Origin of the sequence: Afipia massiliensis, assembly GCF_014203115.1 — a bacterium.
Lineage (GTDB): Bacteria > Pseudomonadota > Alphaproteobacteria > Rhizobiales > Xanthobacteraceae > Afipia > Afipia massiliensis.
Window position 1 is genome coordinate 534,360 of the sequence record NZ_JACHIJ010000004.1, and the last position, 24,800, is coordinate 559,159.

A 24,800-nucleotide genomic window follows, 5' to 3' on the forward strand; every position below is an offset into this window, starting at 1 on the left:
TGTTCCCGGCGCCTCGCCGAGGCCGGATTTCTGTGCTAGGGCATGGCCTTACAAGTATCCAACCCCACATAGACCGATATGTCTGCTCCGCTTAAAGCTCTCGACGGCACACCCGACCTGACCGCGCTGATGACCGATCTCGGCGCGGGTGCGCGCCGCGCCGCGCGCGTGCTGGCGCTTGCCTCGGGCGAACAGAAGGATGCGGCGCTGGCCGCCATGGCGGCTTCGATCCGCGCCAGCGCAAAAGAAATTCTGGCCGCCAATGCCGAGGATGTTGCCGAGGCAAAAGCCGGTGGCATGAGCAGCGCCTTCGTGGATCGGCTCGCGCTCAACGACGCACGCATCAATGCGATGGCCGACGGCATCGACGTGGTCCGCGCGATCAAGGATCCCGTCGGTATCGTCACCGAAAGCTGGATGCGCCCCAACGGCATGACCATCGAGCGCGTGCGCGTGCCGCTCGGCGTCGTGGGTGTGATCTTCGAAAGCCGCCCCAACGTTGCGGCCGACGCCGGTGCGCTGTGCCTCAAATCCGGCAACGCCGTGATCCTGCGCGGCGGCTCGGACAGTTTCCGCTCGTGCCGCGCGATCCATCAATGCCTTGTCGAAGGCTTGCGCAAGGCCGGGCTCCCCGAAGAGTCGATTGCGCTGGTGCCGACCCGCGACCGCGCGGCGGTCGGCCTGATGCTTGGCGGACTGAACGGCGCGATCGATGTCATCGTGCCGCGCGGCGGCAAGAATCTCGTCGCCCGCGTACAGGATGAAGCGCGCGTGCCGGTGTTCGCGCATCTCGAAGGCGTCAATCACGTCTATGTCGACAAGGCAGCTTCGCTCGACATGGCAAAGACGATTGTTCTCAACGCCAAGATGCGCCGGCCCGGAGTCTGCGGCGCGGCCGAAACGCTGCTGATCGACAAGGCGGCTGCGGAGACGCAGCTGAAGCCGCTGGTGACGATGCTGCTCGATGCCGGTTGCGAAGTGCGCGGCGGTGACGATATTCAGCGCGCCGATGCACGCGTAAAGCCTGTCACCGACGAGGACTGGGCCACAGAGTACGAAGACGCCATCATCTCCGCCAAGCTGGTCAACGGCGTCGACGACGCGCTGGCGCATATCGCGCGCTATGGTTCGCATCACACCGACGCCATCGTCACCGAGGACGCAGCGATCGCCGAGAAGTTTCTCAACGAGGTGGATTCCGCCATCGTGCTGCACAACGCCTCGACGCAGTTCGCCGACGGCGGCGAATTCGGCTTCGGCGCGGAAATCGGAATCGCCACCGGCAAATTCCACGCCCGCGGCCCGGTCGGCGCCGAGCAGTTGACGAGCTTCAAGTATCGCGTTCGCGGCACCGGACAGACACGTCCGTGAATTGCGCGCCCGTGAGCGACTCCGTTCATCTGCCTCGCGCCATCCCGACCCATGCCGACGGCATGCGCATCGGTTTGCTCGGCGGATCGTTCAACCCGCCGCACGAAGCCCACCGCGCCATCAGCCTGTTTGCGCTGAAGCGATTACGGCTCGACCGCATCTGGTGGCTGGTGTCGCCCGGCAATCCCCTCAAGAACAACGGTTCGCTGCACGCTCTGCGCGAACGCATGATCGCAGCCGAGAAGGTCGCGCATCATCCGCGCATCGAGGTCAGTTGTCTCGAAACCGTCATTGGCACCCGCTACACTGCGGATACGATTTCGTATCTGCGGCGCCGCTGCTCCGGCGTACGCTTTGTATGGATCATGGGCGCCGACAATCTCGCGCAGTTCAACCGCTGGGAAAACTGGCAGCACATCGCCAGCATGGTTCCGATCGCTGTGGTCGACCGGCCGCCCGACAGCTTTCGCGCCTTATCCTCCACCGCCGCACAGACGCTGATGCCCTATCGCATCGACGAGCGCGCTGCGGGAACACTGGCGAGCCGACGTGCACCGGCCTGGACGTTCCTTACCGGACTGAAATCCAGTCTGTCGTCGACCCGGCTGAGGAACCCGGACGGAAGCTGGAAGGACGCCAATCCACGATGACGTTTTCCGGCAACAGCGCGCCCCAAATCATCGCGGCGGCATCTGGAAGATTGAAACGGTTAACCCCACATGCGTATGATGAACGTGGGCGCTAGGATTCGGCGCTCGCGATACAGTGAAAGGAATGGTCCCTGACCACATCTGTATTGTCCAAGGCTGCTTCGTCCAAGGCCACTGCTTCAAAGCCTCGTGCCAAAGCGATGCCTGCGTCCGTCGACCTCGTTCCCGCCCTCAAGGCGCGACCTGATGCCGACGAAACGCTGAACCTGATCCTCTCCCGCCTTGACGATATGAAGGCGGAAGAAACGGTCACCATCGACCTCCGCGGCAAATCCTCCATCACCGACTACATGATCGTCACCTCGGGGCGGGCCAACCGCCACGTCGGCGCGATCGCGGAGAACGTCGCGAAGGGTCTCAAGGAAAGCGGAATCGCAGCCCCTCACGTCGAGGGATTGCCCAACTGCGACTGGGTGCTGATCGATTCCGGCGATGTGATCGTTCATGTGTTCAGGCCGGAAGTCCGTGAGTTCTACAATCTCGAAAAGATGTGGACCTCGGACAAGCCGGCGGCAAAGGCACGCTAAGACGCGGTGAGCCGGCGCGTATTCATGTGCTTGCGCGCATGTTAGTTTGCGCGCCATGCGCATCGTTGTCATCGCCATTGGCCGCCTGAAGCAAGGCCCGGAACGGGAGCTTGCAGACCGTTATCGCGAGCGGTTCGACGACATCGGCCGCAAGCTCGGCTTTCGCGGCCTTGAGATTCACGAAATTCCCGAAAGCCGCGCGCGCGATGTGGCCGCGCGGATGGCTGACGAAGCCGCCGCGATCTCGGCACTGATTCCTGACAAATCGTCCATCATTGCGCTCGACGAGCGCGGCGAAACCATCGACAGCGCCGCATTCGCGCGGCATCTTGGCCGCTGGCGCGACGAATCGGTTCCAACCGCTGTTTTTTTAATCGGCGGAGCGGACGGACTTTCGCCAGAATTGCGGCGCAAGGTCAAACTCAGCGTTGCGTTTGGCAAAGCGACCTGGCCGCATCAGATGGTGCGCGTCATGCTGCTGGAACAGATTTACCGGGCCGCGACGATCTTATCCGGCCACCCGTACCATCGCGCGTAAGGCATGATCCTGAAATCATGCGCACTCCAAGATCCTGAAAGATCGAACTGCCCGTGACCGACGCGACAGGCAACACAACTCTGCTGACAGCACGCAGACTGGCGCGCGGCACAGCGCTGCCGCTGTCTCTGGTGATCTCAGCGCTTCATGTCGCGGGCGGGATTGCGCCGGCCCGCGCACAAACCGCCGTCAAGCAGGCCGCTGCGCCGGATGCTGAAACAATCAAGCAGCGCACGCAGGAACTCGACGCTGCCCGTGAGCAACAGAAGAAGGCTGCCGAACTCGAACAGAAGCTGAAAGCCGATCTCGCCGCTATCGGCCAGGACCGTACCAAACTCAACCAGCAACTGATCGGCATCGCCGGGCAGGTGCGCGACGTTGAAGGCAAAATGGCCGACACCGAAGGCCGGCTGCGCCCGCTCGATGCGCGCGAGCTTCAGATTCGCGCAGCGCTCGAATCGCGCCGGGATGAAATCTCCGAGGTGCTGGCGGCCCTGCAGCGCGCAGGACGCCGCGCGCCGCCTGCGCTGTTCGTGAGGCCCGAAGATGCGTTGCAATCGCTGCGCACCGCAATGCTGCTCGGTGCCGTCGTTCCGGAGATGCGGACCCGCGCCGCCAAGCTCGCCAGTGACCTCGGCGAACTGGTGAGCCTGCGCAAAAACATCGCGGAAGAGCGCGACCGGCTGGCGGTCGACCGCGACAAGCTCAATGACGATCGGACGCGGCTCGCCGCACTGGTGCAGGAGCGACAGAAAAAGCAGACCGACACCGAGAAAGACATGGAAGCGGAGCGGCAGCGCGCCATCGCGTTGTCGAAGCAGACCGAGAATCTTCAGGACCTGATCGCCAAGATGGAGCAGGACGTGAAGGCGGCCGCGAAGGCTGCGGCGGCGGCCGAACTGAAGGGCACGCCGGCATCGCTGAACGGCAAACCCAATCTGGGCGCCCTGAAGGACCCGGCCCGATTGAGCCCGGCGATCGCCTTCGGTTCCGCCAAGGGGCTTCTGCCAATCCCGGTTAACGGCACCCGGATCCGCAGTTTTGGCGGTTCCGACGGCGCCGGAAGCCAGGAAAAGGGCATTTCCATCGCCACCCGGCCCGGAGCGCAGGTCACAACGCCTTGTGATGGTTGGGTTGTTTACTCAGGCCCGTTCCGGAGCTACGGACAACTCTTGATCCTCAATGCGGGCGGCGGGTATCATGTCCTGATCGCCGGGATGGAACGTATTTCGGTCACGATCGGGCAGTTTGTTCTGACAGGAGAACCGGTCGCGACCATGGGGACCACGTCTCAGGTCGCGTCAATTCTGGCGGCAACGTCTAGCCAGCCTGTGCTCTATATCGAGTTCCGTAAGGACGGCACTCCAATCGATTCTGGTCCATGGTGGGCCGCAAGTGAAGGCCAAAAGGTTCGCGGATGATGCGCAAGACTTCCCTGGTTCTCCTCAGCGTCGCAGCAGGCGCGGCGGCCACTCTCTTCCTCACCCAGCCCCGCTCGGCGTTGGTCGGATCGACGGCGCGCGCTGCGTCGTCTGACACCTACCGTCAGCTCAACCTGTTCGGCGATGTGTTCGAACGCGTTCGCAGCGATTACGTCGAGAAGCCGGACGACAGCAAACTGGTCGAGACCGCGATCAGCGGCATGCTCACCGGTCTCGATCCGCACTCCAGCTACATGGATACGAAGAGCTTCCGCGACATGCAGGTGCAGACGCGCGGCGAATTCGGCGGCCTCGGCATCGAGGTCACGATGGAAGACGGCCTCATCAAGGTTGTGTCGCCCATCGACGAGACGCCCGCCTCCAAGGCCGGCATCATGGCCAACGACATCATTTCCTATCTCGACGATGAAGCGGTGCAGGGTCTCACCCTGAATCAGGCCGTCGAGAAAATGCGCGGCCCGGTCAATACCAAGATCAAGCTCAAGATCATTCGCAAGGGCCAGGACAAGCCGATCGAAGTCACGCTGGTGCGCGACAACATCCGCGTCCGCTCGGTGCGCGCCCGCGTCGAAAGCGACGATATCGCCTATATCCGCATCACCACCTTCAACGAGCAGACTACCGAAGGCCTGAAGCGCGAGATGGCGAACCTGACCACGCAGATCGGTCCGGACAAGATCAAGGGCTACATCCTCGACATGCGCAACAATCCGGGCGGCTTGCTTGAAGAGGCCGTGTCGGTCTCCGACGCATTCCTGGATCGCGGCGAGATCGTTTCGACCCGTGGCCGCAACGCCGAGGAAACCCAGCGCCGCACCGCCAAGCCCGGCGACCTCGCCAAGGGTAAGCCGGTGATCGTGCTAATCAACGGCGGCTCGGCCTCGGCGTCGGAAATCGTCGCCGGCGCGCTGCAGGATCACAAGCGCGCGACGCTGCTCGGCAGCCGCTCGTTCGGCAAGGGATCGGTGCAGACCATCATCCCGCTCGGCTCCGGCAACGGCGCGCTGCGGCTGACCACGGCCCGCTACTTCACGCCGTCGGGCAAATCGATCCAGGCCAAGGGCATCATTCCGGATATCGAGGTCCTGCAGGACGTTCCTGACGATCTCAAGTCGAAGACCGACACCAAGGGTGAAGCCTCGCTGCGCGGTCATCTCAAGGCCGAGGGCCAGGAAGAAACCGGATCGCAGTCCTATGTCCCGCCGGATGCCAAGAACGACAAGGCGCTCAAGATGGCCGCCGATCTCCTCCATGGCATCAAGCAGACCACGTCGGCTCCGGCGCCGACCGACAAGGCCTCGAACAAGGCTGCGAACTAACAGCGCAGACAAGTTCCTTTATCTGATCAAGGGCGGCTTCCGGGCCGCCCTTTTTCATTGCGGCTTTGGTGCCTTGGGCGCTCGGAACTCAAGCCTTGACGTCCCGCCCTGCCGGGGCCGTGGTAGGATTCGCGGATTGATTCGCGGGGGTTGAGCGCAGTGACAACCGACGATCTGAGCGCGCCGCTCGGACAAGATCGGCCGCGCAAGCGGCAATACAGGCTTCCGTTTAGTGCGCCACAGGCGATCGCGGGGCTGTGCGGCCTGTTTCTAACGACCTTCCTCGGCTTTGCAATTTTCAACCATAACCCGATGGGCGGCGAGCCTTTGGCGCGGGTGTCCTACGATCCCACCACGCTGCCCGGCGAGGGCGCAGCGAAATCTGCCGGCCCTGCGCCTGCAATGCCCAAGGAGGCTACCGCTGCCGCGAAGGAGCCCGTCAGCGGCCGTCAGACAGTGACCATCATCGACGGTTCCAGCGGCGCACGACAGGACGTGATGATCGGCGCCGGACCCGACGCCGCGGCGAAGACCGATGCCCAGAGCGCGGTGATGGCCGGCGTCAATCCGAAGCTGCTCGAGCCGTCACGCTACGGCATGATCCCCGTCACCGCCGATGGATTGAAATCCTTTCGCGTCTATGCCGCCGGCAGCGATACTGAGCGCGCCAGCGCGGCCAAGAAGCCGACGATCGCCATCGTTGTGACCGGCCTCGGCGTTGGCGCCGCGAAAACCGCCGACGCCATCACCAAGCTCCCGGGCGCCGTGACACTCGCATTCACGCCTTACGGTTCGGATCCCGGCAAACTGGTCGAGCGCGCCCGCGCGCAGAAGCACGAAGTGCTGCTGCAGGTTCCGATGGAGCCTTTCGACTATCCGGACAACGATCCCGGACCGCAGACGCTGCTCACGACGTTGTCCGCCGAGCAGAACGCCGACCGCTTGGCCTGGCATATGAGCCGGTTTCAGGGTTACGTCGGCATCGCCAACTTCATGGGGTCGCGCTTCGTCGCGACCGACGCGGCGATGCAGCCGCTCGTCAAGGAAGCGGCCCGGCGCGGACTCGCATGGCTCGACGACGGCAGCGCGCCGCGCAGCGTTGCGGGCGTGATCGCGGAAGGACAGGCGATGCCGTTCGCGAAAGCCGATGTCAGCATCGACACCGTGCCGACACCGGCCGAAATCGACCGGGCGCTGACGCGGCTGGAAACACTCGCGAAGGAGCGCGGATCTGCCGTCGGCATCGCATCCGCTTTGCCGATTTCGATTGAGCGAATCGGAACCTGGGCGAAGCAACTCGAGGCCCGCGGCATCGCGCTGGTGCCGTTGACAACGGCGATGCTGAAACCAAAATCAAGCTAGGCGTGATCGGCAAAGCCGGAACCAGGTGTTCCGGCGCTCTCGCGTGAACGAACGAATAGAGTGCGGCTGGCGCGCTTGGACGGCTGGATCAAAGGCTTAAGCAGGATGGCGCGTTACGACGATCTGCCCTACCGGACCTGCGTCGGCATCATGCTGATCAATCCGGACGGACTCGTGTTCATCGGCCGCCGCGCCAGCGGTCCGGAGCATGTCGATCAAACCCATGTCTGGCAGATGCCTCAGGGCGGCGTCGATAGCGGCGAAGACACATGGGCCGCCGCCAAGCGTGAACTTTATGAAGAGACCAACGCCCGTTCGGTGGAGAAGCTGGGCGAAGTGCCGGAATGGCTGACCTACGATATTCCGCGCACCGTCGCCGGCCGCGCCTGGAAGGGCCGGTTTCGCGGACAAAAGCAGAAATGGTACGCGCTCCGATTCACCGGCAAGGACAGCGAGATCAACGTCGCTTCACCGGCCGGCCACAAGCCGGAGTTCATCGACTGGCGCTGGGAGCCGATGAAGAATCTTCCCGAGCTGATCGTGCCGTTCAAGCGGCCGGTCTATGAGCGGGTGGTCAAGGAATTCACCAGGTTCGCCGGGAAATAATAAGTCCAGAATGCAAAAAAGCCCTGCAGTGCAGGGCTTTTTGACTTCGATGTAACAACGTCAATGCATCGCTGTTGAATTGACGATCTGCCGCTGGATGGTCTTGAAGTGATCGAGCCGCTCGATCGCCTGATCGAGAACCGAGCCTTCCTTTTCCTTCAGATCCTCTTCCATCTGAGCGATCTTGTCGGCGAAGGCAGCCGCGTCGAGTTCAGCCACCGACGTTGCGGTATCGGCCAGAACCGTGAGGCCCTTCTCGGAGATTTCCGCAAGACCGCCAAGCACGATGATCTTCTCGTGCTTGCCGCCGACGGTCACGGTCATGATGCCGGGACGAATGCTCGCCACCAGCGGCGCATGGCCAGCCATCACGCCGAGGTCGCCCTCGACGCCGGGAATATCGACCTGCTCGACTTCGCCCGAGAAGGCGATTCTTTCAGGTGATACGAGATCGAAGTGAAAGGTGGCCATCGTGATTACGCCGCTTCTGCTGCGAGCTTCTTGCCCTTCTCGACGGCTTCTTCGATGGTGCCGACCATGTAGAAGGCCGCTTCCGGCAGGTGATCGTACTTGCCTTCGCAGAGGCCCTTGAAGCCCTTGATGGTGTCGGCGAGATCGACGAACTTGCCCGGCGAGCCGGTGAAGATTTCAGCGACGAAGAACGGCTGCGACAGGAAGCGCTCGATCTTGCGGGCGCGTGCCACGGCGATCTTGTCCTCTTCCGACAGTTCGTCCATGCCGAGAATGGCGATGATGTCCTGCAGCGACTTGTACTTCTGCAGCACCTGCTGAACCATGCGCGCGGTGAGGTAATGCTCCTCGCCGACGATCAGCGGCGAAAGCATGCGCGAGGTCGAATCCAGCGGGTCCACCGCCGGGTAGATGCCCTTTTCGGAAATCGCGCGGTTCAACACGGTCGTCGCGTCCAAGTGGGCGAACGAGGTGGCCGGAGCCGGATCGGTCAAGTCGTCGGCCGGAACGTAAATGGCCTGCACCGAAGTGATCGAACCCTTGTGCGTGGTGGTGATGCGCTCCTGCAGTGCGCCCATGTCGGTGGCGAGCGTCGGCTGATAGCCCACGGCGCTCGGAATACGGCCGAGCAGAGCGGACACTTCCGAACCTGCCTGGGTGAAGCGGAAGATATTGTCGACGAAGAACAGCACGTCCTGGCCCTGATCGCGGAAATGTTCGGCGACGGTCAGGCCGGTGAGGCCGACGCGGGCGCGCGCGCCCGGAGGCTCGTTCATCTGGCCGTACACGAGAGCGCACTTCGAGCCTTCGCCGCCGCCCTTCTTGTTGACGCCGGATTCGATGAACTCGTGATAGAGGTCGTTGCCTTCGCGGGTTCGCTCGCCGACGCCTGCGAACACCGAGTAACCGCCGTGCGCCTTCGCGACGTTGTTGATCAGCTCCTGAATCAGCACGGTCTTGCCGACGCCGGCGCCGCCGAACAGGCCAATCTTGCCGCCCTTGGCGTAAGGCGCGAGCAGATCGACGACCTTGATGCCGGTGACGAGAATTTCAGCTTCGGTCGACTGATCGGTGTAGAGCGGCGCTTCCTGATGGATTGCGCGGGTAGTTTCGGCTTTCACCGGTCCCTGCTCGTCCACCGGCTCGCCGATGACGTTCATGATGCGGCCGAGCGTTCCGGCACCGACCGGCACCGTGATCGGCGCGCCGGTGTCCTTCACTTCCTGACCACGCACCAGACCTTCGGTGGTGTCCATCGCGATGGCGCGCACGGTGGATTCACCGAGATGCTGCGCGACTTCCAGCACAAGGCGGTTGCCCTGGTTGGTGGTCTCGATCGCGTTGAGAATGGCTGGGAGATAGCCGTCGAACTTCACGTCGACGACGGCGCCGATAACCTGTGCAATGCGTCCGGTCTGGTTGGCGGGTGATGCCATGGGATAGTCTCCTTAAAACTCGGTCTATGCGGCGGTTGGCCTAGATGGCCTCGGCGCCGGAGATGATTTCGATCAGTTCCTTGGTAATCATCGCCTGGCGGGTGCGGTTGTAGATCAGCGTCTGCTTGCGGATCATGTCGCCGGCGTTGCGGGTCGCGTTGTCCATGGCGCTCATCTGCGCGCCGTAGAACGACGCGTTGTTTTCGAGCAGCGCACGGAAAACCTGCACCGCGAGGTTGCGCGGCAGCAGGCTTGAGAGAATCTCGTCTTCGGCCGGTTCGTAATCGTAAACCGCGGTCGCGCCGTTCGCGGCTTCCTTTTCTTCGAGCACGAGCGGAATGATCTGCTGGGCGGTCGGGATCTGCGCGATCACCGACTTGAAGCGCGAATAGAACAGCGTGCAGACGTCGAAGTCGCCCGCCTCGAACATCGCGACGACTTGCTTGGCGACGTCTTCGGCATTCCTGAAGCCGAGCACCTTCACCGAGCGCAGTTCGACGTTGCCGACGATCTGCTTGTCGAACTGGCGGCGGAGCTGCTCGTAACCCTTGCGTCCGACGCAGAAGAACTTGACCTCTTTGCCCTGGCTCATCAGGGACAGGGCCCGCTCGCGCGCCAGGCGCACGATGGAGGAGTTGAAGGCGCCCGACAGGCCGCGCTCGCCGGTGCAGACCAGCAGCAGGTGAACCTTGTCGTTGCCAGTGCCGGCAAGCAATGCCGGCGCGTTGCCGGATCCGGCCGCAGCACCCGCGATGTTGCTGATCACCGCGTCCATGCGCTCGGCATAGGGACGCGCCGCTTCGGCCGCGGTCTGGGCACGGCGCAACTTCGACGCCGCAACCATCTGCATGGCCTTGGTGATCTTCTGCGTCGCCTTGGTCGAGGCGATGCGGACACGCATGTCCTTAAGAGACGCCATTCTTTATCTCACCCTGACGATCCAGCCTCACGCCGGATCGCAACCCCAGTTTCGCCGCGCGCGCAAATCGGCGCGGCGATGATCTTAAGCGAACGTCTTGGTGTAGCCTTCGACCACGCCCTTGAGCTTGCCGGCAACGTCGTCCGACAGATCACGCGAGTCGCGGATGGCGTTGAGGATGTCGACGTGCTTGCCTCGCAGCAGCGACAGCAGGCCGTCCTCGAAGGCGCGGACCTTGTTGACCGGAATGCCGTCGAGGTAGCCGTTGACGCCGGCGTAAATCACCACGACCTGCTCTTCCATCTTCAGCGGCGAGAACTGCGGCTGCTTCAGGAGTTCGGTCAGGCGCGAACCGCGCGCGAGAAGGCGTTGGGTCGAGGCGTCGAGGTCGGAGCCGAACTGCGCGAACGCAGCCATTTCGCGGTACTGCGCGAGCTCGCCCTTGATCTTGCCGGCGACCTTCTTCATCGCCTTGGTCTGCGCCGACGATCCGACGCGCGACACGGACAGACCGACGTTCACAGCAGGACGGATGCCCTGGAAGAACAGATCGGTTTCGAGGAAGATCTGGCCGTCGGTGATCGAAATCACGTTGGTCGGAATGTAGGCAGACACGTCGTTGGCCTGGGTTTCGATGACCGGGAGAGCGGTCAGCGAACCGTTGCCCTGATCGTCGTTGAGCTTCGCGGCGCGCTCGAGCAGGCGCGAATGCAGGTAGAACACGTCGCCCGGATAAGCTTCGCGGCCCGGCGGGCGGCGCAGCAGCAGCGACATCTGGCGATAGGCGACGGCCTGCTTGGACAAGTCGTCATAGATGATGACGGCGTGCATGCCGTTGTCGCGGAAGTACTCGCCCATGGTGCAGCCGGTGAACGGCGCGAGATACTGCATTGGAGCAGGATCGGAAGCGGTTGCGGCGACGACGATGGAATATTCCAGCGCGCCCTGCTCTTCGAGAACCTTCACGAACTGCGCGACGGTCGAGCGCTTCTGGCCGATCGCGACGTAGACGCAATACAGCTTCTGGCCTTCCGGTGCGCCGGCGGCGTTGAGCGGCTTCTGGTTCAGAATGGTGTCGAGCGCGATCGCGGTCTTGCCGGTCTGACGGTCGCCGATGATCAGCTCGCGCTGGCCACGGCCGACGGGGATCAGGGCGTCGATCGCCTTGAGACCGGTTGCCATCGGCTCATGCACCGACTTGCGCGGAATGATGCCGGGCGCCTTGACGTCGACGCGCTTGCGTTCGGTCGCCTGGATCGGACCCTTTCCGTCGATCGGATTGCCGAGCGCGTCAACGACGCGGCCCAGAAGTCCCTTGCCGACCGGCGTGTCCACGATGGCGCGGGTGCGCTTGACGGTCTGGCCTTCCTTGATCTCGCGGTCGGCGCCGAAAATAACGATACCGACGTTGTCGCTTTCAAGATTAAGCGCCATGCCGCGCGTGCCGTTCTCGAACTCGACCATTTCGCCGGCCTGGACGTTGTCCAGACCATAGACGCGGGCAATGCCGTCGCCGACCGAGAGAACCTGACCGACTTCAGAGACTTCGGCTTCCTGGCCGAAATTCTTGATCTGGTCCTTGAGGATTGCGGAAATTTCCGCGGCGCGGATGTCCATCAGCCTGCCTCTTTCATCGCGTGCTTGATCGAATTGAGTTTGGTGCGAAGCGAGCTGTCGACCATGCGGCTGCCGAGCTTGACGACAAGCCCGCCGATGATCGACGGATCGATCTTCACGTTGAGATCGACGTCCTTGCCCGACACTGATTTCAGTGCGGCCTTGAGAGCGTCGAGATTGGCGTCGCTGAGGGGTTCGGCGACGGTGACTTCTGCGGTGGCCTCGCCCTTGAACTTGGCAACCAGCGCACGAAACGCCCTGATGACATCAGCCACGGCAAACAGCCGGCGATTGGCAGTCAGGACCTTGAGGAAATTCGCGGCGATGCCGCTGATGCCGGCCTTGGTCAGCACGGCATTGAGCGCCTTGGCCTGGGCGTCGGCGGTAAACACCGGGCTGCGCACCAGCCTCAGGAGGTCAGGGCTGTCGGCCAGCATGGCGGTAAACTTGTCGAGGTCCGCCTTGACGGCATCGACGGATTTCTGGTCGCGCGCCAGTTCGAAAAGGGCCGTCGCATAACGGCCGGACACGCCAGATACGGAGGGATCTTCAGCTGCCACAAATATCTCTTCTAAGCTGTCGAATGCCCAAGGATAAGTTTCATCGCTGCAGTCTGGTGCCAGTGCGACACCAAGCGATCCAAGTCCTTGGAATTCAAGCGGGACTTCGATTTCTGGCCGGAGCGACATGCCCAGCAGCCTAAAATCGCGGTTTTGCTAACATAGGGCGCGCGCAGGTGCAACATGACGACGATTGCGAACGCGTTTTTGGCGGCGCCGGTTTGTCGCACGCGCGCATCGCGTAGTTTGAGCAGCACGCCGGGACAGAAACCCTGAGCGTTTTGCTGCGGCTCATTGCAGGAGCTTGGTGGAAATAACTTCACAAGCGGGGAGCGGCAGCAGGGCCGCAACCTCTGCCGCCAATCCTCGTGCCCGCTCCGGCGCAACAACCTCGCCTTCTACGCCACCGAGAGAGACTACGGCCCATATAGGGAACCGGTTGGTACCCAATCCACAGCGCGCGACTCCCGATTCGGCCGACAGGCTCGCTCGGGCCCGAGATTGGACTGAAAACCGTCAAATCTGGCAACGAGCTCCCCGCCTTACGCATGCAGCATTGCAATTATCGCATTTCATTAACGAATTTGGCGACTTCGCTTTTACTAGGCGAAACCTATACTTATGAAAACTATTAAGTATCTACATGTATAGTATAGTTGATAATCTTTATTTTTCAAATATTCAGCAAGAAACTGAGGCTAATTTGTATTGGCCTCAAAAAATTCTAGCGTTTTGGAACAAAATCGCTCGCCGCGCTTATGCCTCATTATTGAATGAACCGTCCGGCTACGTAAACACTGGCTCGATTTAGCCAGCCGTTGGATGGATATACCAATTGTGAGGGACAACTATATGATCGCCGCTATCAAGCGCGTGCCGGGGCGACCCGCTGCGAATCGGAATACCTCGATCGCGTTGGTTGCAGTCGGAATTTTGGCGCTTGGCGCTACTGCGAGCGAAGCTGGCCAGCGCAAATCCTGGCGCGATGCCAATGCCTCTGTCGGCTCCGGCCGCAGCTTTTCCGGAAAAGCCTCGTTCTACGGCAACGAGTCGGGCAGCAAGACCGCTTCGGGCCAGCGCTTCAATCAGGAGGCCATGACCGCCGCACACCGGACCCTGCCGTTCGGGACCCGTCTCAAGGTCACCCACGGCAGCCGCAGCGTCGTCGTCACCGTCAATGACCGCGGACCGTTCATCAAGGGTCGCGTGCTCGATCTGTCGAAGGGCGCCGCCCGCGCGGTCGGACTCACCAGCCGCGGCGTCGGCCACGTGGTTGCAGAAGTTCAGTAAGAGTTGCGTATGAGTTGAGTTGCGTAAGTTGCGTTGAAAAGGCCGGTGCCAGTTGCACCGGCCTTTTTCATGGATTTTCGTTGGGCATGATCTCGTCCGAAAACCGGAGCCCACTCGGGATCATGCCCTACAGAAAACTCTGCGGATCGATATCGATCTCGAGCTTGAGATTGCCTTTGGTCTTCGGACCGGCCGCGAGCCAATCCCGCATATAGGCCGACAGGTCGATACCACGCACCGACTTCACCAGAATACGAAACCGGTAGCGGCCCTTGATGACGGCGAGCGGCGCCTCCGCGGGACCAAGCACCTGAACCCGTTCGTCGAGCGGAGCGGCGGCGGCGAGCTTGCGCGCAAAACCTTCCGCGGTCGGACGATCGCCCGCTGAAATGATCAGCGACGCCAGCCGCCCGAACGGCGGATACAGTGCGCGCTCACGCGCTTCGATCTCGCTGGCGTAAAACGCTTCGCGATCCGACGCGACCAGCGCCTTCATCACCGGATGTTCCGGCTGATGTGTCTGGAGATAGCCGACGCCGCGTCCCTGCTCGCGTCCGGCGCGCCCAATCACCTGGTTGAGCAATTGAAACGTGCGCTCGGCGGCGCGCGGATCGCCGTTGCCCAATCCCAAATCCGCATCGATCACGCCGACCAGATTGAGGCGCGGAAAGTTATGTCCCTTCGCCACCAGTTGCGTGCCGATGATGATGTCGACGCGTCCCTCGGCGATCTCGTTCAGTTCCGACCGCATGGTCTCGATGTCGGTGATCAAATCGCTCGACAGCACCATGGTGCGCGCATCGGGAAACAGGTTTGCGGCTTCTTCCTGCAGGCGTTCGACACCGGGGCCGATGGCCGCCAGCGATTCCTCCGCCCCGCAATGCGGGCATTGATGCGGCCGCGGCATCGAGAAGCCGCAGTGATGGCAAACAAGCCGCTGGCGAAAGCGATGATCGACCAGCCATGCATCGCAGATCGTGCAGGCGAACCGATGACCGCAGGCGCGGCACAAGGTCAGCGGCGCGTAGCCGCGACGATTGAGAAACAGCAGCGCCTGTTCCTTGCGCTCGATTGCAATCTTGATCTCTTCTGCGAGACGCGGCGAAATGAACCGGCCGCGCTGCGGGCCTTCGCGCTTGAGATCGATGGCCTCGATCTGCGGCATGTGCTGGCCGCCGAACCGCGATGGCAGAGCGACGCGGCGATAGCGCCCCTTGCGTGCGTTGACTTCGGACTCGACCGAGGGGGTTGCCGAACACAGCACGACCGGAATCTTCGCGATTGATCCGCGCACCACCGCCATGTCGCGCGCATGATAATGCGCGCCCTCATCCTGCTTGTAGGCCTGATCGTGTTCCTCATCGACGATGATGAGGCCGAGATTTGCGTAAGGCAGAAACAGCGCCGAGCGTGCGCCGACCACCACCGGCGCGTCGCCCGCCGCGACCGCGGCCCAGTTGCGCGCGCGAGTGCGCGGCGTCAGCTCCGAATGCCATTCGATCGGCCGCACGCCGAACCGCACGGCAAAGCGGTCGAGAAACTGCCCGGTCAGCGCGATCTCCGGCATCAGGATCATGGTCTGCCGGCCGCGGCGAATGTTCTCCGCCACTGCCTCGAAATAGACTTCGGTTTTTCCGGAGCCCGTGACGCCATCGAGCAGCGCGACCTGAAATTCATCCTTCGAGGCGAGCTCTCTCATCGCATCGGCGGCGATGCGCTGCTCGGGCGAAAAATCCGGTTCCGAGAACGACGGATCGGGCGACGGTGGCGCGAGATCACGCGGCAACGGCTCGATAGCGAGCGTGCCTTCATCGACAAGCCCATGGATCACGCCGGGGCTGACGCCGGCATCCTTTGCAGCTTCGGACTTTGCGTGCAGCAGTCCGTCCGACAGGATCTCGATCAGGCGACGCCGCGCGCTCGTCATGCGTTGCGGCGGCGTACCGACCAGCCGCACCCCCATGCGCACACGCTCGGGTCCAAGATGCTCGCCCATGCGCAGCGTCATCCGCAGCACCATGCCGCGCGCCGACAGCGTGTAGTTGGCGACCCAGTCGACGAAGCTGCGCAGCTCCGGTTTCAGCGGCGGCACGTCGAGCTTGTGGCCGGTGTCTTTCAGGCGGTTGTGCAGCCGGGGATCGGGGTTGGGATTGTCGGCCCAGACCACGGCGGTGACGTCGCGCGGCCCGAGCGGAACGCTGACCACATCCCCCGGATTCAGCTCAACGCCGTCAGGAACGCGATAGGAATAGGTCTGGTTCAAGGCCACCGGGACAAGGACGTCGACAACTCGTCTTGCCATGGCAGGAGGGGTCCAGATTAAGGGGTGAATAAGGAAAAGGGTGCGATAAACCGATTCCTGTCAAGCGCAGGCGCATCGCGAGACATAAGATGGTCAAGGCCGCCGCTGCAACCGAAGCCACCCCGGAAAGCGTGCAACTCATCTGCGCCGCGCCCGATCTGCTGGCCGAGATCACGCACTGGCTGTCCCATTTGCGCTCGGAACGCCGGCTGTCACCCAAGACGCTGGAAGCCTATGCGCGCGACCTGCGCCAGTGCCTGATGTTCCTGAGCGAGCATTGGGGCGGCCTCGTCACCTTGAAACAATTCGCCGCCATCGAAGCCACAGACGTGCGCGCCTTTATGTCGGCGCGGCGTGTGGATGACGTGGGCGGGCGTTCCCTGATGCGCGCACTGGCGGGATTGCGTTCGTTCGGGCGATTTCTGGAACGCGAGGGCAAGGGCAAGGTCGGCGCGCTGTCCGCGATCCGCGCCCCGAAGATCGGCAAGAGCCTGCCGAAACCAATTCAGATGACGTCCGCACGGCAGATGACCGATGCGGACATCCGCGCCGGCGAAAATCGCGATCCGTGGATCTGGGCACGCGACGCTGCGGTGATGGCGCTGCTCTACGGATCGGGCCTGCGAATTTCCGAAGCGCTCGGTCTCAAGCGGCGCGACGTACCGCTGCCGGGCAAGGGCGACGTGATCGTGGTGACCGGCAAGGGCAACAAGACCCGCATGGTGCCAGTGCTGCAGAACGTGTTGGCCTTGATCCAGGACTATGTCGCGGTGTGTCCGCACACCATCGCGGCGGACGGCCCGATCTTCGTCGGCGCGCGCGGTGGCCCGCTCTCACCGCGCATCATCCAGTTGACGATGGAGCGGCTGCGCGGCGCGCTTGGCTTGCCGGACAGCGCAACACCCCATGCGCTGCGTCATTCCTTTGCCACGCATCTTTTGACCCGCGGCGGCGACCTGCGCGCCATCCAGGAATTGCTCGGCCACTCCTCGCTGTCGACCACACAGATCTACACCGGCGTCGATGCCGACCGGCTGCTCGACGTCTACAAGACGGCCCATCCGCGCGCCTGACATAAATTTGTCGTGCCAAAATTTGCCCTGCCAAATCCTTTGGACACCCTTGCGCGCGCGCCGCAGTTCGGTCAATCGTGGCATCCGATTTTGACCGGGGGATACTGAATATGGGCGCACATGAGAGCATGGAGCACGCTGAGCATGCCGAACATGCATCCGGCTCCAACAAGAGGATTGCATTGCTGATCGCGGTGATCGCGCTGTTTCTCGCTTTCTCCGAGACGCTCGGCAAGGGCGCCCAGACCGAATCCATCAGCAAGAACGTCGAGGCCTCGAACCTGTGGGCCTTCTTCCAGGCCAAGAGCATCCGCCGCACGACGGTGCAGGCGGTGGCCGAGCATGCGAAGCTCAGCCTTGGCCTGTCGGGTGACGATGCGCAGAAGGCGGCGCTGGCAAAACAGATCGATGACTGGAACAAGGCCGCGGCCCGCTATCGCTCCGAACCGGAAACCGGCGAAGGCTCCGAGCAACTGGCGGCACGTGCCAAGAAGGCCGAGGAAGCCCGCGATCTCGCCATGGCGCGCTATCACCACTACGAGGTGGCCTCCGCCGCTTTCCAGATCGGCATCGTGCTGGCGTCAGCGACCATCATCACCGGCATGATTGCGCTGGCGTGGGTGGCTGGCGCGCTAGCCCTGACCGGGCTCGCGTTCACGGCGATCGGACTGTTCGCCCCGCACGCCGTGCATTTGATGTAGAAAGAAAAAGGCCGGCTCATGCCGGCCTTTTTCAGCCGTTACATGTGAATGGCGCGTTTTCCGACCGCAAGCGCGGCTTCCTTGACCGCTTCCGAGCGGGTCGGATGGGCGTGGCAGGTGCGCGCGAGATCTTCCGCAGAGCCGCCGAACTCCATCAGCACCGCGGCTTCGTGGATCATTTCGCCGGCTTCCGCGCCGATGATGTGCACACCCAGCACACGGTCGGTTTTCGCATCCGCGAGGATTTTCACGAAACCATCGGTAGTCTGATTGACCTTGGTACGCGCGTTTGCGGTGAACGGAAATTTGCCTGAGGTGTAAGCCACGCCCGCCTGCTTCAGCTCTTCCTCGGTCTTGCCGACGGAAGCAACTTCGGGGAACGTGTAGACCACGCCGGGGATGACATCGTAGTTGGTGTGACCAGCCTGGCCCGCGAGGATCTCGGCGATGGCGATGCCCTCGTCTTCCGCCTTGTGCGCCAGCATCGGTCCGGCGATCACGTCGCCGATGGCATAGATGCCCTTCACGTTGGTCTGGAAGTGTCCATCGGTCTGCACGCGGCCGCGCTGATCGAGTTCGACCCCGGCTTCCTTGAGGTCGAGCCCTTCGGTGTAAGGAACGCGTCCGATCGCCACCAGCACCACGTCCGCTTCGATGGTTTCAGCCGTACCGCCTGCGGCCGGCTCAATGCTGGCCTTCAGCTTCTTGCCGGAGGTATCGACGCCGGTGACCTTGGCGCCGAGCTTGAATTCGACGCCCTGCTTTTCCTGAATACGCTGGAACGACTTTGCCACCTCGCCGTCCATGCCGGGAAGAATCCGGTCGAGGAATTCGACGACCATGACCTGCGCGCCGAGACGGCGCCACACCGAGCCGAGCTCAAGACCGATCACGCCGGCGCCGATCACCAGCATCTTCTCCGGCACCTTATCGAGCGTCAGCGCGCCCGTGGACGAGACAATGCGCTTCTCGTCGATTTCGACGCCCTTGAGCTTTGTCACGTCGGAGCCGGTGGCGATCACGATATTCTTGGTTTCGAGAACCTGCGTCTTGCCGTCGTTGCCCTTCACCTCGACCTTGCCGGCAGACAGGATGCGGCCAGTGCCTTCGTAGGGCTCGATCTTGTTCTTCTTGAACAGAAAGCCGACGCCCTTGACGTTGCCATCGACGCCGTCGGTCTTGAACTTCATCATGGTCGGCAGATCGAGCTTCGGCTTGCCGACGCCGATGCCCATCTTGGGCAGCATGTGCGTGACTTCCTCGTATCGCTCCGACGCCTGCAGCAATGCCTTGGACGGAATGCAGCCGACATTGAGGCAGGTGCCGCCGAAGGTCGGCCATTTCTCGACCACCGCAACCTTCATGCCGAGCTGCGCCGCGCGGATCGCGCAGACATAACCGCCGGGACCGGTGCCGATGACGATGAGATCGTAAGAAGCCATGAGGATTATCCTGTACTCACAGAGAAATGGAAGTTAACGGCCGCCCGAAACATCGACGATCGTGCCCGTGACATATGACGCCTCGTCCGACATCAGCCAGACGACGGCGTTGGCGATTTCATCCGCGGTGCCGACCCGCTTCATCGGAACCATATGCGCCAGCCGGTGCGCGCGATCCGGCTCCCCACCGCTGGCGTGAATTGCGGTGTCGATCAGACCCGGACGAATGCCGTTGACGCGGATACCCTCGGTGCTGACCTCGCGCGCAAGTCCCACCGTGAATGTATCGATCGCGCCCTTCGAGGCGGCGTAGTCGACATACTGCGCGGGTGAGCCGAGCGTCGCGGCGACGGAAGAAATATTGACGATGACCCCGCCGGTGCCGCCGTGCTTGCTGGACATGCGCTTCACCGCCTCGCGCGCGCACAGAATGCTGCCGACGATGTTGACGTTCATCATGCGGGCGAGACGCGCAGCCGACATTTCATCGACGCGGGCGGTGGCATCTACCACGCCGGCATTGTTCACGAGAGCGCCGAGTTTCCCGAAAGCATCCGCCTGCTTGAACAATGCAAGAATGTCGGCCTCATGGCCGACATCGCATTTCACCGCGATGGCCTTGCCGTTGCTGGCTTCGATCTTCGCAACCACCTCATCGGCGGCCGCCTTGTTGCTGGCGTAGCCGACGACAACCTTGTAGCCGCGCGAGGCAGCGGCGAGCGCCGTAGCCCGGCCGATGCCGCGGCTGCCTCCGGTGACAATGGCGACGCTGTCCATGCCCGCCTCGCAATCAGAGGTCGAGAACCAGCCGCGCCGGATCTTCGAGGCTTTCCTTGATGCGAACGAGGAAGGTCACCGCTTCCTTGCCGTCGATGACGCGGTGATCGTAGGACACCGCCAGATACATCATCGGGCGAACTTCGACCTTGCCGCCGACGACCACCGGCCGCTCCTGGATCTTGTGCATGCCGAGGATCGCGGACTGCGGCGCGTTGAGGATCGGCGTCGACATCAGCGAGCCGTAGATGCCGCCATTGGTGATGGTGAACGTGCCGCCCTGCATCTCGTCGATCTTAAGCTGGCCGTCGCGGGCCCGCCTGCCGTAGTCGGCGATGCTCTTTTCGATGTCGGCAATCGATTTCTGATCGCAGTCGCGCACCACCGGGACGACGAGACCCTTGTCGGTGCCGACAGCGACGCCGATGTGGTAGTAATTCTTGTAGATCAGGTCACTGCCGTCGATCTCGGCATTCACCGCCGGGATGTCCTTCAACGCCTGCACGCAGGCCTTGGTGAAGAAGCCCATGAAGCCGAGCTTGGCGCCGTGCTTCTTCTCGAACGCATCCTTGTACTGAGCGCGCAGCGCCATCACGTGGCTCATATCGACCTCGTTGAAGGTCGTCAGCATCGCCGCGGTGTTCTGCACGTCCTTGAGCCGGCGCGCGATGGTCTGGCGCAGCCGCGTCATCTTCACGCGCTCTTCACGCGCTGCATCGTCGGCAGGCGACGGCGCGCGCGCCTGAACGGCGGCCTGATTGACCGGCGTGGGCGCCGATGCAGCCTTTTCGATCGCGGCCAGCATATCACCCTTGGTGACGCGGCCATCCTTGCCGGAGCCCGGGACGGTCGATGCATCCACGCCCGACTCAGCAGAAAGCTTGCGCACCGATGGCGCCTGCGGCGCATCGGCCGGGGGCGACTTTTGCGCGGGCGCAGGTGCTGCGGCAGCAGGCGCGGCCTTGGCCGGAGCAGGTTCAGCCGCCTTGGCCGGGGCCGCGGCGGGCTTGGCGCCGCCAGCGCCTTCCGTGATCTGACCGAGCAATGCGCCGACCGCGACCGTCTCGCCGTCCTTGGCGACGATCTCGCCCAGGGTCCCGGCGAAAGGAGCCGGCACTTCGATGGTCACCTTGTCGGTTTCGAGTTCAACCAAGGGCTCGTCGACGGCGACGGCATCGCCGGCCTTCTTGAACCAGCGGCCGATGGTGGCCTCGGTGACGGACTCGCCCAATGTCGGAACACGAATTTCAGCCATTTTCTTTTCCCCTTGCGTCATGAGCGGCACATTCTGCCGTCAGCGCCTCAATCAAATTGAATGTGATGGAAATGCCCGCGACCTGCGGGCATCCATTGATCAGCCAAGAGCTTCGTCGAGCAATGCTTTCAATTGCTGGAGATGCTTCGACATCAAGCCGGTCGCGGTTGCGGCGGCAGCAGCGCGTCCGGCATAGCGCGGACGCTTGTGCGCCGAGCCGACCTGGTTGAGCACCCATTCGAGATAGGGCTCGATAAAGTGCCAGCCGCCCATGTTGCGGGGTTCTTCCTGACACCAGACCACTTCGGCCTTCTTGAAGCGCTCGAGCACCTGCACCAGGGTCTTGAGCGGCACCGGATAAAGCTGCTCGACACGCAGCAGATAGATATCGTCGACGCCGCGCTTCTCACGATCCTCGTAAAGATCGTAATAGACCTTGCCCGAGCAGAGCACGACGCGGCGGATTTTTGCGTCCGCGACGAGCTTGATCTCGCCGCCGGTTTCCGCATCGTCCAGCAGGACGCGATGGAACGAGGTCTCGGGACCGAACTCCTCGAGCTTCGACACTGCGCGCTTGTGGCGCAGCAGCGACTTCGGAGTCATCAGGATCAGCGGCTTGCGGATTTCGCGTTTCAGCTGACGGCGCAGCACGTGGAAGTAGTTCGCGGGCGTCGTCAGGTTAGCGACCTGCATGTTGTCTTCAGCGCACATCTGCAAGAAGCGTTCGAGGCGCGCGGAGGAATGCTCCGGCCCCTGCCCTTCATAGCCGTGCGGCAGCAGACAGACGAGACCCGACATGCGCAGCCACTTGCGTTCGCCCGACGAGATGAACTGGTCGAACAGAACCTGTGCGCCGTTGGCGAAGTCGCCGAACTGCGCTTCCCAGATCGTCAGCGCCTTCGGCTCCGCCAGCGAGTAGCCGTACTCGAAGCCGAGCACCGCCTCTTCCGACAGCAACGAATTGATGACTTCGTAGTGGCCCTGATTGTCGCCGATGTGGTTGAACGGCGTGTAGCGGCTTTCATCTTCCTGATCGAACAGCACCGAATGCCGCTGCGAGAAGGTGCCGCGCTCGCTGTCCTGTCCGGACAGGCGAACGTGATGGCCTTCCTTCATCAGCGTGCAGAACGCCAGCGCTTCGCCGGTCGCCCAGTCGATGCCCTCGCCGTTCTCGATCGCCTTCATGCGGCTGTCGAGGTAACGCTGCACGGTGCGGTGAACGCGGAAACCGTCCGGCACCTTGGTGATCTTGCGGCCGATATCCTTCAGCTCGTCGATGGCGATACCGGTGTTGCCGCGGCGCGGATCCTCGCCGAGATCGGCCGACTTGAAGCCGGCCCACTTGCCGTCGAGCCAGTCGGCCTTGTTCGGCTTGTAGCCCGAACCAGCCTCAAGCTCGGCATCGAGCCGCGCGCGCCAATCGGCCTTCGCCTTATCGATCTCGCCTTCGGTCATGATCCCATCGGCGATCAACCGCCTGGCGTAGAGATCGAGCGTGGTCGGATGGGTCGCGATCTTCTTGTACATCACCGGGTTGGTGAATGACGGTTCGTCGCCCTCGTTGTGGCCGTGGCGGCGGTAGCAGAACATGTCGATGACGACCGGCTTGTGGAACTTCTGCCGGTACTCGATCGCCACCTTCGCCGCGAACACCACCGCTTCCGGATCGTCGCCGTTGACGTGGAAAATCGGCGCGTCGATCATCTTGGCGACGTCCGACGGATACGGCGACGAACGCGAGTAACGCGGATAGGTCGTGAAGCCGATCTGGTTGTTGACGATGAAGTGCAGCGAACCGCCGGTGCGATAGCCCTTCAGGTCCGACAGCGCGAAACATTCCGCCACCACGCCCTGTCCGGCGAACGCGGCGTCGCCGTGCATCATCAGCGGCAGCACCGAAATGCGCTGGTCCGGCGGATCGCCGTTCTGGTCCTGCTTCGCACGCACCTTGCCGAGCACGATCGGATCGACAATTTCCAGATGCGACGGGTTGGCGGTCAGCGACAGATGGATCTTGTTGCCGTCGAACTCGCGGTCCGACGAGGCGCCGAGATGGTACTTCACATCGCCCGAACCCTCGACTTCGTCGGGATTGGCCGAGCCGCCCTTGAATTCATGGAATAGCGCGCGGTGCGGCTTGCCCATCACCTGGGTCAGCACGTTGAGGCGTCCGCGGTGCGGCATGCCGAGCACGATGTCCTGCACGCCGAGATTGCCTCCGCGCTTGATGATCTGTTCGAGCGCGGGGATCAGCGATTCAGCGCCATCGAGACCGAAACGCTTGGTGCCGGTGAACTTGATGTCGCAGAATTTTTCGAAGCCTTCGGCCTCGACGAGCTTCATCAGGATGGCGCGACGGCCTTCGCGGGTGAAGCTGATTTCCTTGTCCGGACCTTCGATGCGTTCCTGAATCCAGCTCTTCTGCGCCGGATTCGAGATGTGCATGAATTCGACGCCGAGCGTCTGGCAGTAGGTGCGCTGACAGATCGCCACGATCTCGCGCAGCGTTGCGGTCTCAAGACCCAGCACATGGTCGAGGAAAATCTTGCGGTCGAAATCGGCGTCGGTGAAGCCGTAGGAGCGTGGATCGAGTTCTTCGTGATCCTTCTGGCCCTCGATGCCGAGCGGATCGAGATTGGCGTGGAAGTGACCGCGCATGCGGTAGGCGCGTATCAGCATCAGCGCGCGCACCGAATCGCGGGTCGCTTGCTGCAGGTCTGCCGATGTCAGGCCGCCGCCTGCGGCCTGCGCCTTGGCTGCGATCTTGCCACCGACGGCCTTTTCGACCTGGGCCCAGTTGCCGTCGAGCGCGGAGGTCAGGTCGTCATTTGGCGTGGTCGGCCAGTTGGCCTTTTCCCAGGACGGGCCCTGCGCGTTCTTCGCGACGTCCGCCGGCTGATCCTTCAGGGTCTTGAAGAAATCAACCCATTCCGGATCGACCGATGACGGGTCGTTCTCGTAGCGAGCGTACAGTTGGTCGATGTAGGTGGCGTTGGCGCCGTCGAGGAAGGAAGTGAGGGCGAAGTTGGCGTTCGCGTCCTGGCGAGACATGGTTACGTCCTGATTGATTGCATCGCGCGGA

21 protein-coding genes are annotated in these 24,800 nt (G+C 62.7%); 11 read left to right on the forward strand and 10 right to left on the reverse strand.

The genetic code is table 11. The features are described from left to right. Positions 1-78: 78 nt before the first annotated feature. The 8 genes from HNQ36_RS16340 (at position 79) to HNQ36_RS16375 (ending at position 7,875) form a co-directional block, all read left to right on the forward strand. On the forward strand, positions 79-1,371 hold the full coding sequence (locus tag HNQ36_RS16340; RefSeq protein WP_184086870.1) for a glutamate-5-semialdehyde dehydrogenase: 1,293 nt from the start codon (positions 79-81) through the stop codon (positions 1,369-1,371). An 11-nt stretch (positions 1,372-1,382) separates the two neighbouring features. Next, positions 1,383-2,021 (forward strand): nicotinate-nucleotide adenylyltransferase, encoded by a 639-nt coding sequence (locus HNQ36_RS16345; protein ID WP_184086872.1) that lies wholly within the window; start codon positions 1,383-1,385, stop codon positions 2,019-2,021. A gap of 200 nt (positions 2,022-2,221) precedes the next feature. Next, positions 2,222-2,608 (forward strand): ribosome silencing factor, encoded by a 387-nt coding sequence (gene rsfS / locus HNQ36_RS16350; RefSeq protein ID WP_046829671.1) that lies wholly within the window; start codon positions 2,222-2,224, stop codon positions 2,606-2,608. A gap of 55 nt (positions 2,609-2,663) precedes the next feature. Beyond that, a complete protein-coding gene (gene rlmH / locus HNQ36_RS16355) occupies positions 2,664-3,146 on the forward strand; it encodes a 23S rRNA (pseudouridine(1915)-N(3))-methyltransferase RlmH (protein ID WP_184086874.1) in 483 nt (160 codons plus the stop codon). Positions 3,147-3,226: 80 nt separating this feature from the next. Further along, positions 3,227-4,567: a murein hydrolase activator EnvC family protein gene (locus tag HNQ36_RS16360; RefSeq protein ID WP_184087103.1), complete on the forward strand. Its 1,341-nt coding sequence runs from the start codon at positions 3,227-3,229 to the stop codon at positions 4,565-4,567. Continuing rightward, positions 4,564-5,907 (forward strand): S41 family peptidase, encoded by a 1,344-nt coding sequence (locus HNQ36_RS16365; protein ID WP_184086876.1) that lies wholly within the window; start codon positions 4,564-4,566, stop codon positions 5,905-5,907. Before HNQ36_RS16360 ends, HNQ36_RS16365 begins: the two co-directional genes overlap by 4 nt. A gap of 159 nt (positions 5,908-6,066) precedes the next feature. Further along, a complete protein-coding gene (locus tag HNQ36_RS16370) occupies positions 6,067-7,269 on the forward strand; it encodes a divergent polysaccharide deacetylase family protein (RefSeq protein ID WP_184086878.1) in 1,203 nt (400 codons plus the stop codon). Between the two features lie 105 nt (positions 7,270-7,374). Further along, positions 7,375-7,875 (forward strand): RNA pyrophosphohydrolase, encoded by a 501-nt coding sequence (locus HNQ36_RS16375; protein WP_046828040.1) that lies wholly within the window; start codon positions 7,375-7,377, stop codon positions 7,873-7,875. A gap of 60 nt (positions 7,876-7,935) precedes the next feature. On the opposite strand, the gene HNQ36_RS16380 is transcribed toward HNQ36_RS16375, so the two are convergent. The 5 genes from HNQ36_RS16380 to HNQ36_RS16400 all read right to left on the reverse strand — a co-directional run bounded on the left by HNQ36_RS16380 (position 7,936) and on the right by HNQ36_RS16400 (position 12,878). Beyond that, complete coding sequence (locus HNQ36_RS16380) at positions 7,936-8,346, reverse strand: F0F1 ATP synthase subunit epsilon (RefSeq protein WP_046828041.1); 411 nt, start codon at positions 8,344-8,346, stop codon at positions 7,936-7,938. Between the two features lie 5 nt (positions 8,347-8,351). Then, entirely contained in the window at positions 8,352-9,782 is a 1,431-nt protein-coding gene (gene atpD, locus HNQ36_RS16385; protein ID WP_046828042.1) for a F0F1 ATP synthase subunit beta, read from the reverse strand. Between the two features lie 40 nt (positions 9,783-9,822). After that, positions 9,823-10,701: a F0F1 ATP synthase subunit gamma gene (locus tag HNQ36_RS16390; protein WP_184086880.1), complete on the reverse strand. Its 879-nt coding sequence runs from the start codon at positions 10,699-10,701 to the stop codon at positions 9,823-9,825. A gap of 84 nt (positions 10,702-10,785) precedes the next feature. After that, positions 10,786-12,318: a F0F1 ATP synthase subunit alpha gene (atpA, locus tag HNQ36_RS16395; RefSeq protein ID WP_046828044.1), complete on the reverse strand. Its 1,533-nt coding sequence runs from the start codon at positions 12,316-12,318 to the stop codon at positions 10,786-10,788. Further along, a complete protein-coding gene (locus HNQ36_RS16400) occupies positions 12,318-12,878 on the reverse strand; it encodes a F0F1 ATP synthase subunit delta (protein ID WP_184086882.1) in 561 nt (186 codons plus the stop codon). Before HNQ36_RS16400 ends, atpA begins: the two co-directional genes overlap by 1 nt. Positions 12,879-13,730: 852 nt before the next feature. Here HNQ36_RS16400 and HNQ36_RS16405 point away from each other — a divergent pair. Next, positions 13,731-14,168, forward strand: a complete 438-nt coding sequence (locus HNQ36_RS16405) for a septal ring lytic transglycosylase RlpA family protein (RefSeq protein ID WP_046828046.1) — start codon at positions 13,731-13,733, stop codon at positions 14,166-14,168. 127 nt (positions 14,169-14,295) lie between these two features. Here the strand turns inward: HNQ36_RS16405 and HNQ36_RS16410 are convergent, their stop codons facing one another. Next, the gene (locus HNQ36_RS16410) at positions 14,296-16,470 is read right to left on the reverse strand and encodes a primosomal protein N' (protein WP_184086884.1); all 2,175 of its coding nucleotides are present in this window, start codon (positions 16,468-16,470) and stop codon (positions 14,296-14,298) included. 89 nt (positions 16,471-16,559) lie between these two features. Here HNQ36_RS16410 and HNQ36_RS16415 point away from each other — a divergent pair, with 89 nt between their 5' ends. Together HNQ36_RS16415 and HNQ36_RS16420 are read left to right on the forward strand one after the other, a co-directional pair. Beyond that, the gene (locus HNQ36_RS16415) at positions 16,560-17,543 is read left to right on the forward strand and encodes a tyrosine recombinase XerC (RefSeq protein ID WP_184086887.1); all 984 of its coding nucleotides are present in this window, start codon (positions 16,560-16,562) and stop codon (positions 17,541-17,543) included. A 110-nt stretch (positions 17,544-17,653) separates the two neighbouring features. Further along, positions 17,654-18,244, forward strand: coding sequence for a DUF4337 domain-containing protein (locus HNQ36_RS16420; RefSeq protein ID WP_184086889.1), 591 nt, complete (start codon positions 17,654-17,656; stop codon positions 18,242-18,244). 38 nt (positions 18,245-18,282) lie between these two features. Here the strand turns inward: HNQ36_RS16420 and lpdA are convergent, their stop codons facing one another. From lpdA to HNQ36_RS16440, 4 genes are all read right to left on the reverse strand, one after another. Further along, the gene (gene lpdA / locus HNQ36_RS16425; RefSeq protein ID WP_184086891.1) at positions 18,283-19,686 is read right to left on the reverse strand and encodes a dihydrolipoyl dehydrogenase; all 1,404 of its coding nucleotides are present in this window, start codon (positions 19,684-19,686) and stop codon (positions 18,283-18,285) included. Between the two features lie 33 nt (positions 19,687-19,719). Next, positions 19,720-20,463: an SDR family oxidoreductase gene (locus HNQ36_RS16430; protein ID WP_184086893.1), complete on the reverse strand. Its 744-nt coding sequence runs from the start codon at positions 20,461-20,463 to the stop codon at positions 19,720-19,722. Positions 20,464-20,476: 13 nt separating this feature from the next. Further along, entirely contained in the window at positions 20,477-21,718 is a 1,242-nt protein-coding gene (gene odhB, locus HNQ36_RS16435) for a 2-oxoglutarate dehydrogenase complex dihydrolipoyllysine-residue succinyltransferase (RefSeq protein WP_184086895.1), read from the reverse strand. 99 nt (positions 21,719-21,817) lie between these two features. Continuing rightward, positions 21,818-24,769, reverse strand: a complete 2,952-nt coding sequence (locus HNQ36_RS16440; protein WP_184086897.1) for a 2-oxoglutarate dehydrogenase E1 component — start codon at positions 24,767-24,769, stop codon at positions 21,818-21,820. Between the last annotated feature and the right edge of the window lie 31 nt (positions 24,770-24,800).

Excerpts from the sequence above, each read along its gene's own strand:
- HNQ36_RS16420 (WP_184086889.1), top strand. The coding sequence starts at position 17,654 with ATGGGCGCACATGAGAGCATGGAGCACGCTGAGCATGCCGAACATGCA.
- HNQ36_RS16340 (WP_184086870.1), top strand. The coding sequence starts at position 79 with ATGTCTGCTCCGCTTAAAGCTCTCGACGGCACACCCGACCTGACCGCG.
- atpA (WP_046828044.1), bottom strand. The coding sequence starts at position 12,318 with ATGGACATCCGCGCCGCGGAAATTTCCGCAATCCTCAAGGACCAGATC.
- atpD (WP_046828042.1), bottom strand. The coding sequence starts at position 9,782 with ATGGCATCACCCGCCAACCAGACCGGACGCATTGCACAGGTTATCGGC.
- HNQ36_RS16440 (WP_184086897.1), bottom strand. The coding sequence starts at position 24,769 with ATGTCTCGCCAGGACGCGAACGCCAACTTCGCCCTCACTTCCTTCCTC.
- odhB (WP_184086895.1), bottom strand. The coding sequence starts at position 21,718 with ATGGCTGAAATTCGTGTTCCGACATTGGGCGAGTCCGTCACCGAGGCC.
- lpdA (WP_184086891.1), bottom strand. The coding sequence starts at position 19,686 with ATGGCTTCTTACGATCTCATCGTCATCGGCACCGGTCCCGGCGGTTAT.
- HNQ36_RS16390 (WP_184086880.1), bottom strand. The coding sequence starts at position 10,701 with ATGGCGTCTCTTAAGGACATGCGTGTCCGCATCGCCTCGACCAAGGCG.
- HNQ36_RS16415 (WP_184086887.1), top strand. The coding sequence starts at position 16,560 with ATGGTCAAGGCCGCCGCTGCAACCGAAGCCACCCCGGAAAGCGTGCAA.
- rsfS (WP_046829671.1), top strand. The coding sequence starts at position 2,222 with ATGCCTGCGTCCGTCGACCTCGTTCCCGCCCTCAAGGCGCGACCTGAT.
- HNQ36_RS16380 (WP_046828041.1), bottom strand. The coding sequence starts at position 8,346 with ATGGCCACCTTTCACTTCGATCTCGTATCACCTGAAAGAATCGCCTTC.
- HNQ36_RS16375 (WP_046828040.1), top strand. The coding sequence starts at position 7,375 with ATGGCGCGTTACGACGATCTGCCCTACCGGACCTGCGTCGGCATCATG.
- HNQ36_RS16365 (WP_184086876.1), top strand. The coding sequence starts at position 4,564 with ATGATGCGCAAGACTTCCCTGGTTCTCCTCAGCGTCGCAGCAGGCGCG.
- HNQ36_RS16405 (WP_046828046.1), top strand. The coding sequence starts at position 13,731 with ATGATCGCCGCTATCAAGCGCGTGCCGGGGCGACCCGCTGCGAATCGG.
- HNQ36_RS16410 (WP_184086884.1), bottom strand. The coding sequence starts at position 16,470 with ATGGCAAGACGAGTTGTCGACGTCCTTGTCCCGGTGGCCTTGAACCAG.
- rlmH (WP_184086874.1), top strand. The coding sequence starts at position 2,664 with ATGCGCATCGTTGTCATCGCCATTGGCCGCCTGAAGCAAGGCCCGGAA.
- HNQ36_RS16430 (WP_184086893.1), bottom strand. The coding sequence starts at position 20,463 with ATGGACAGCGTCGCCATTGTCACCGGAGGCAGCCGCGGCATCGGCCGG.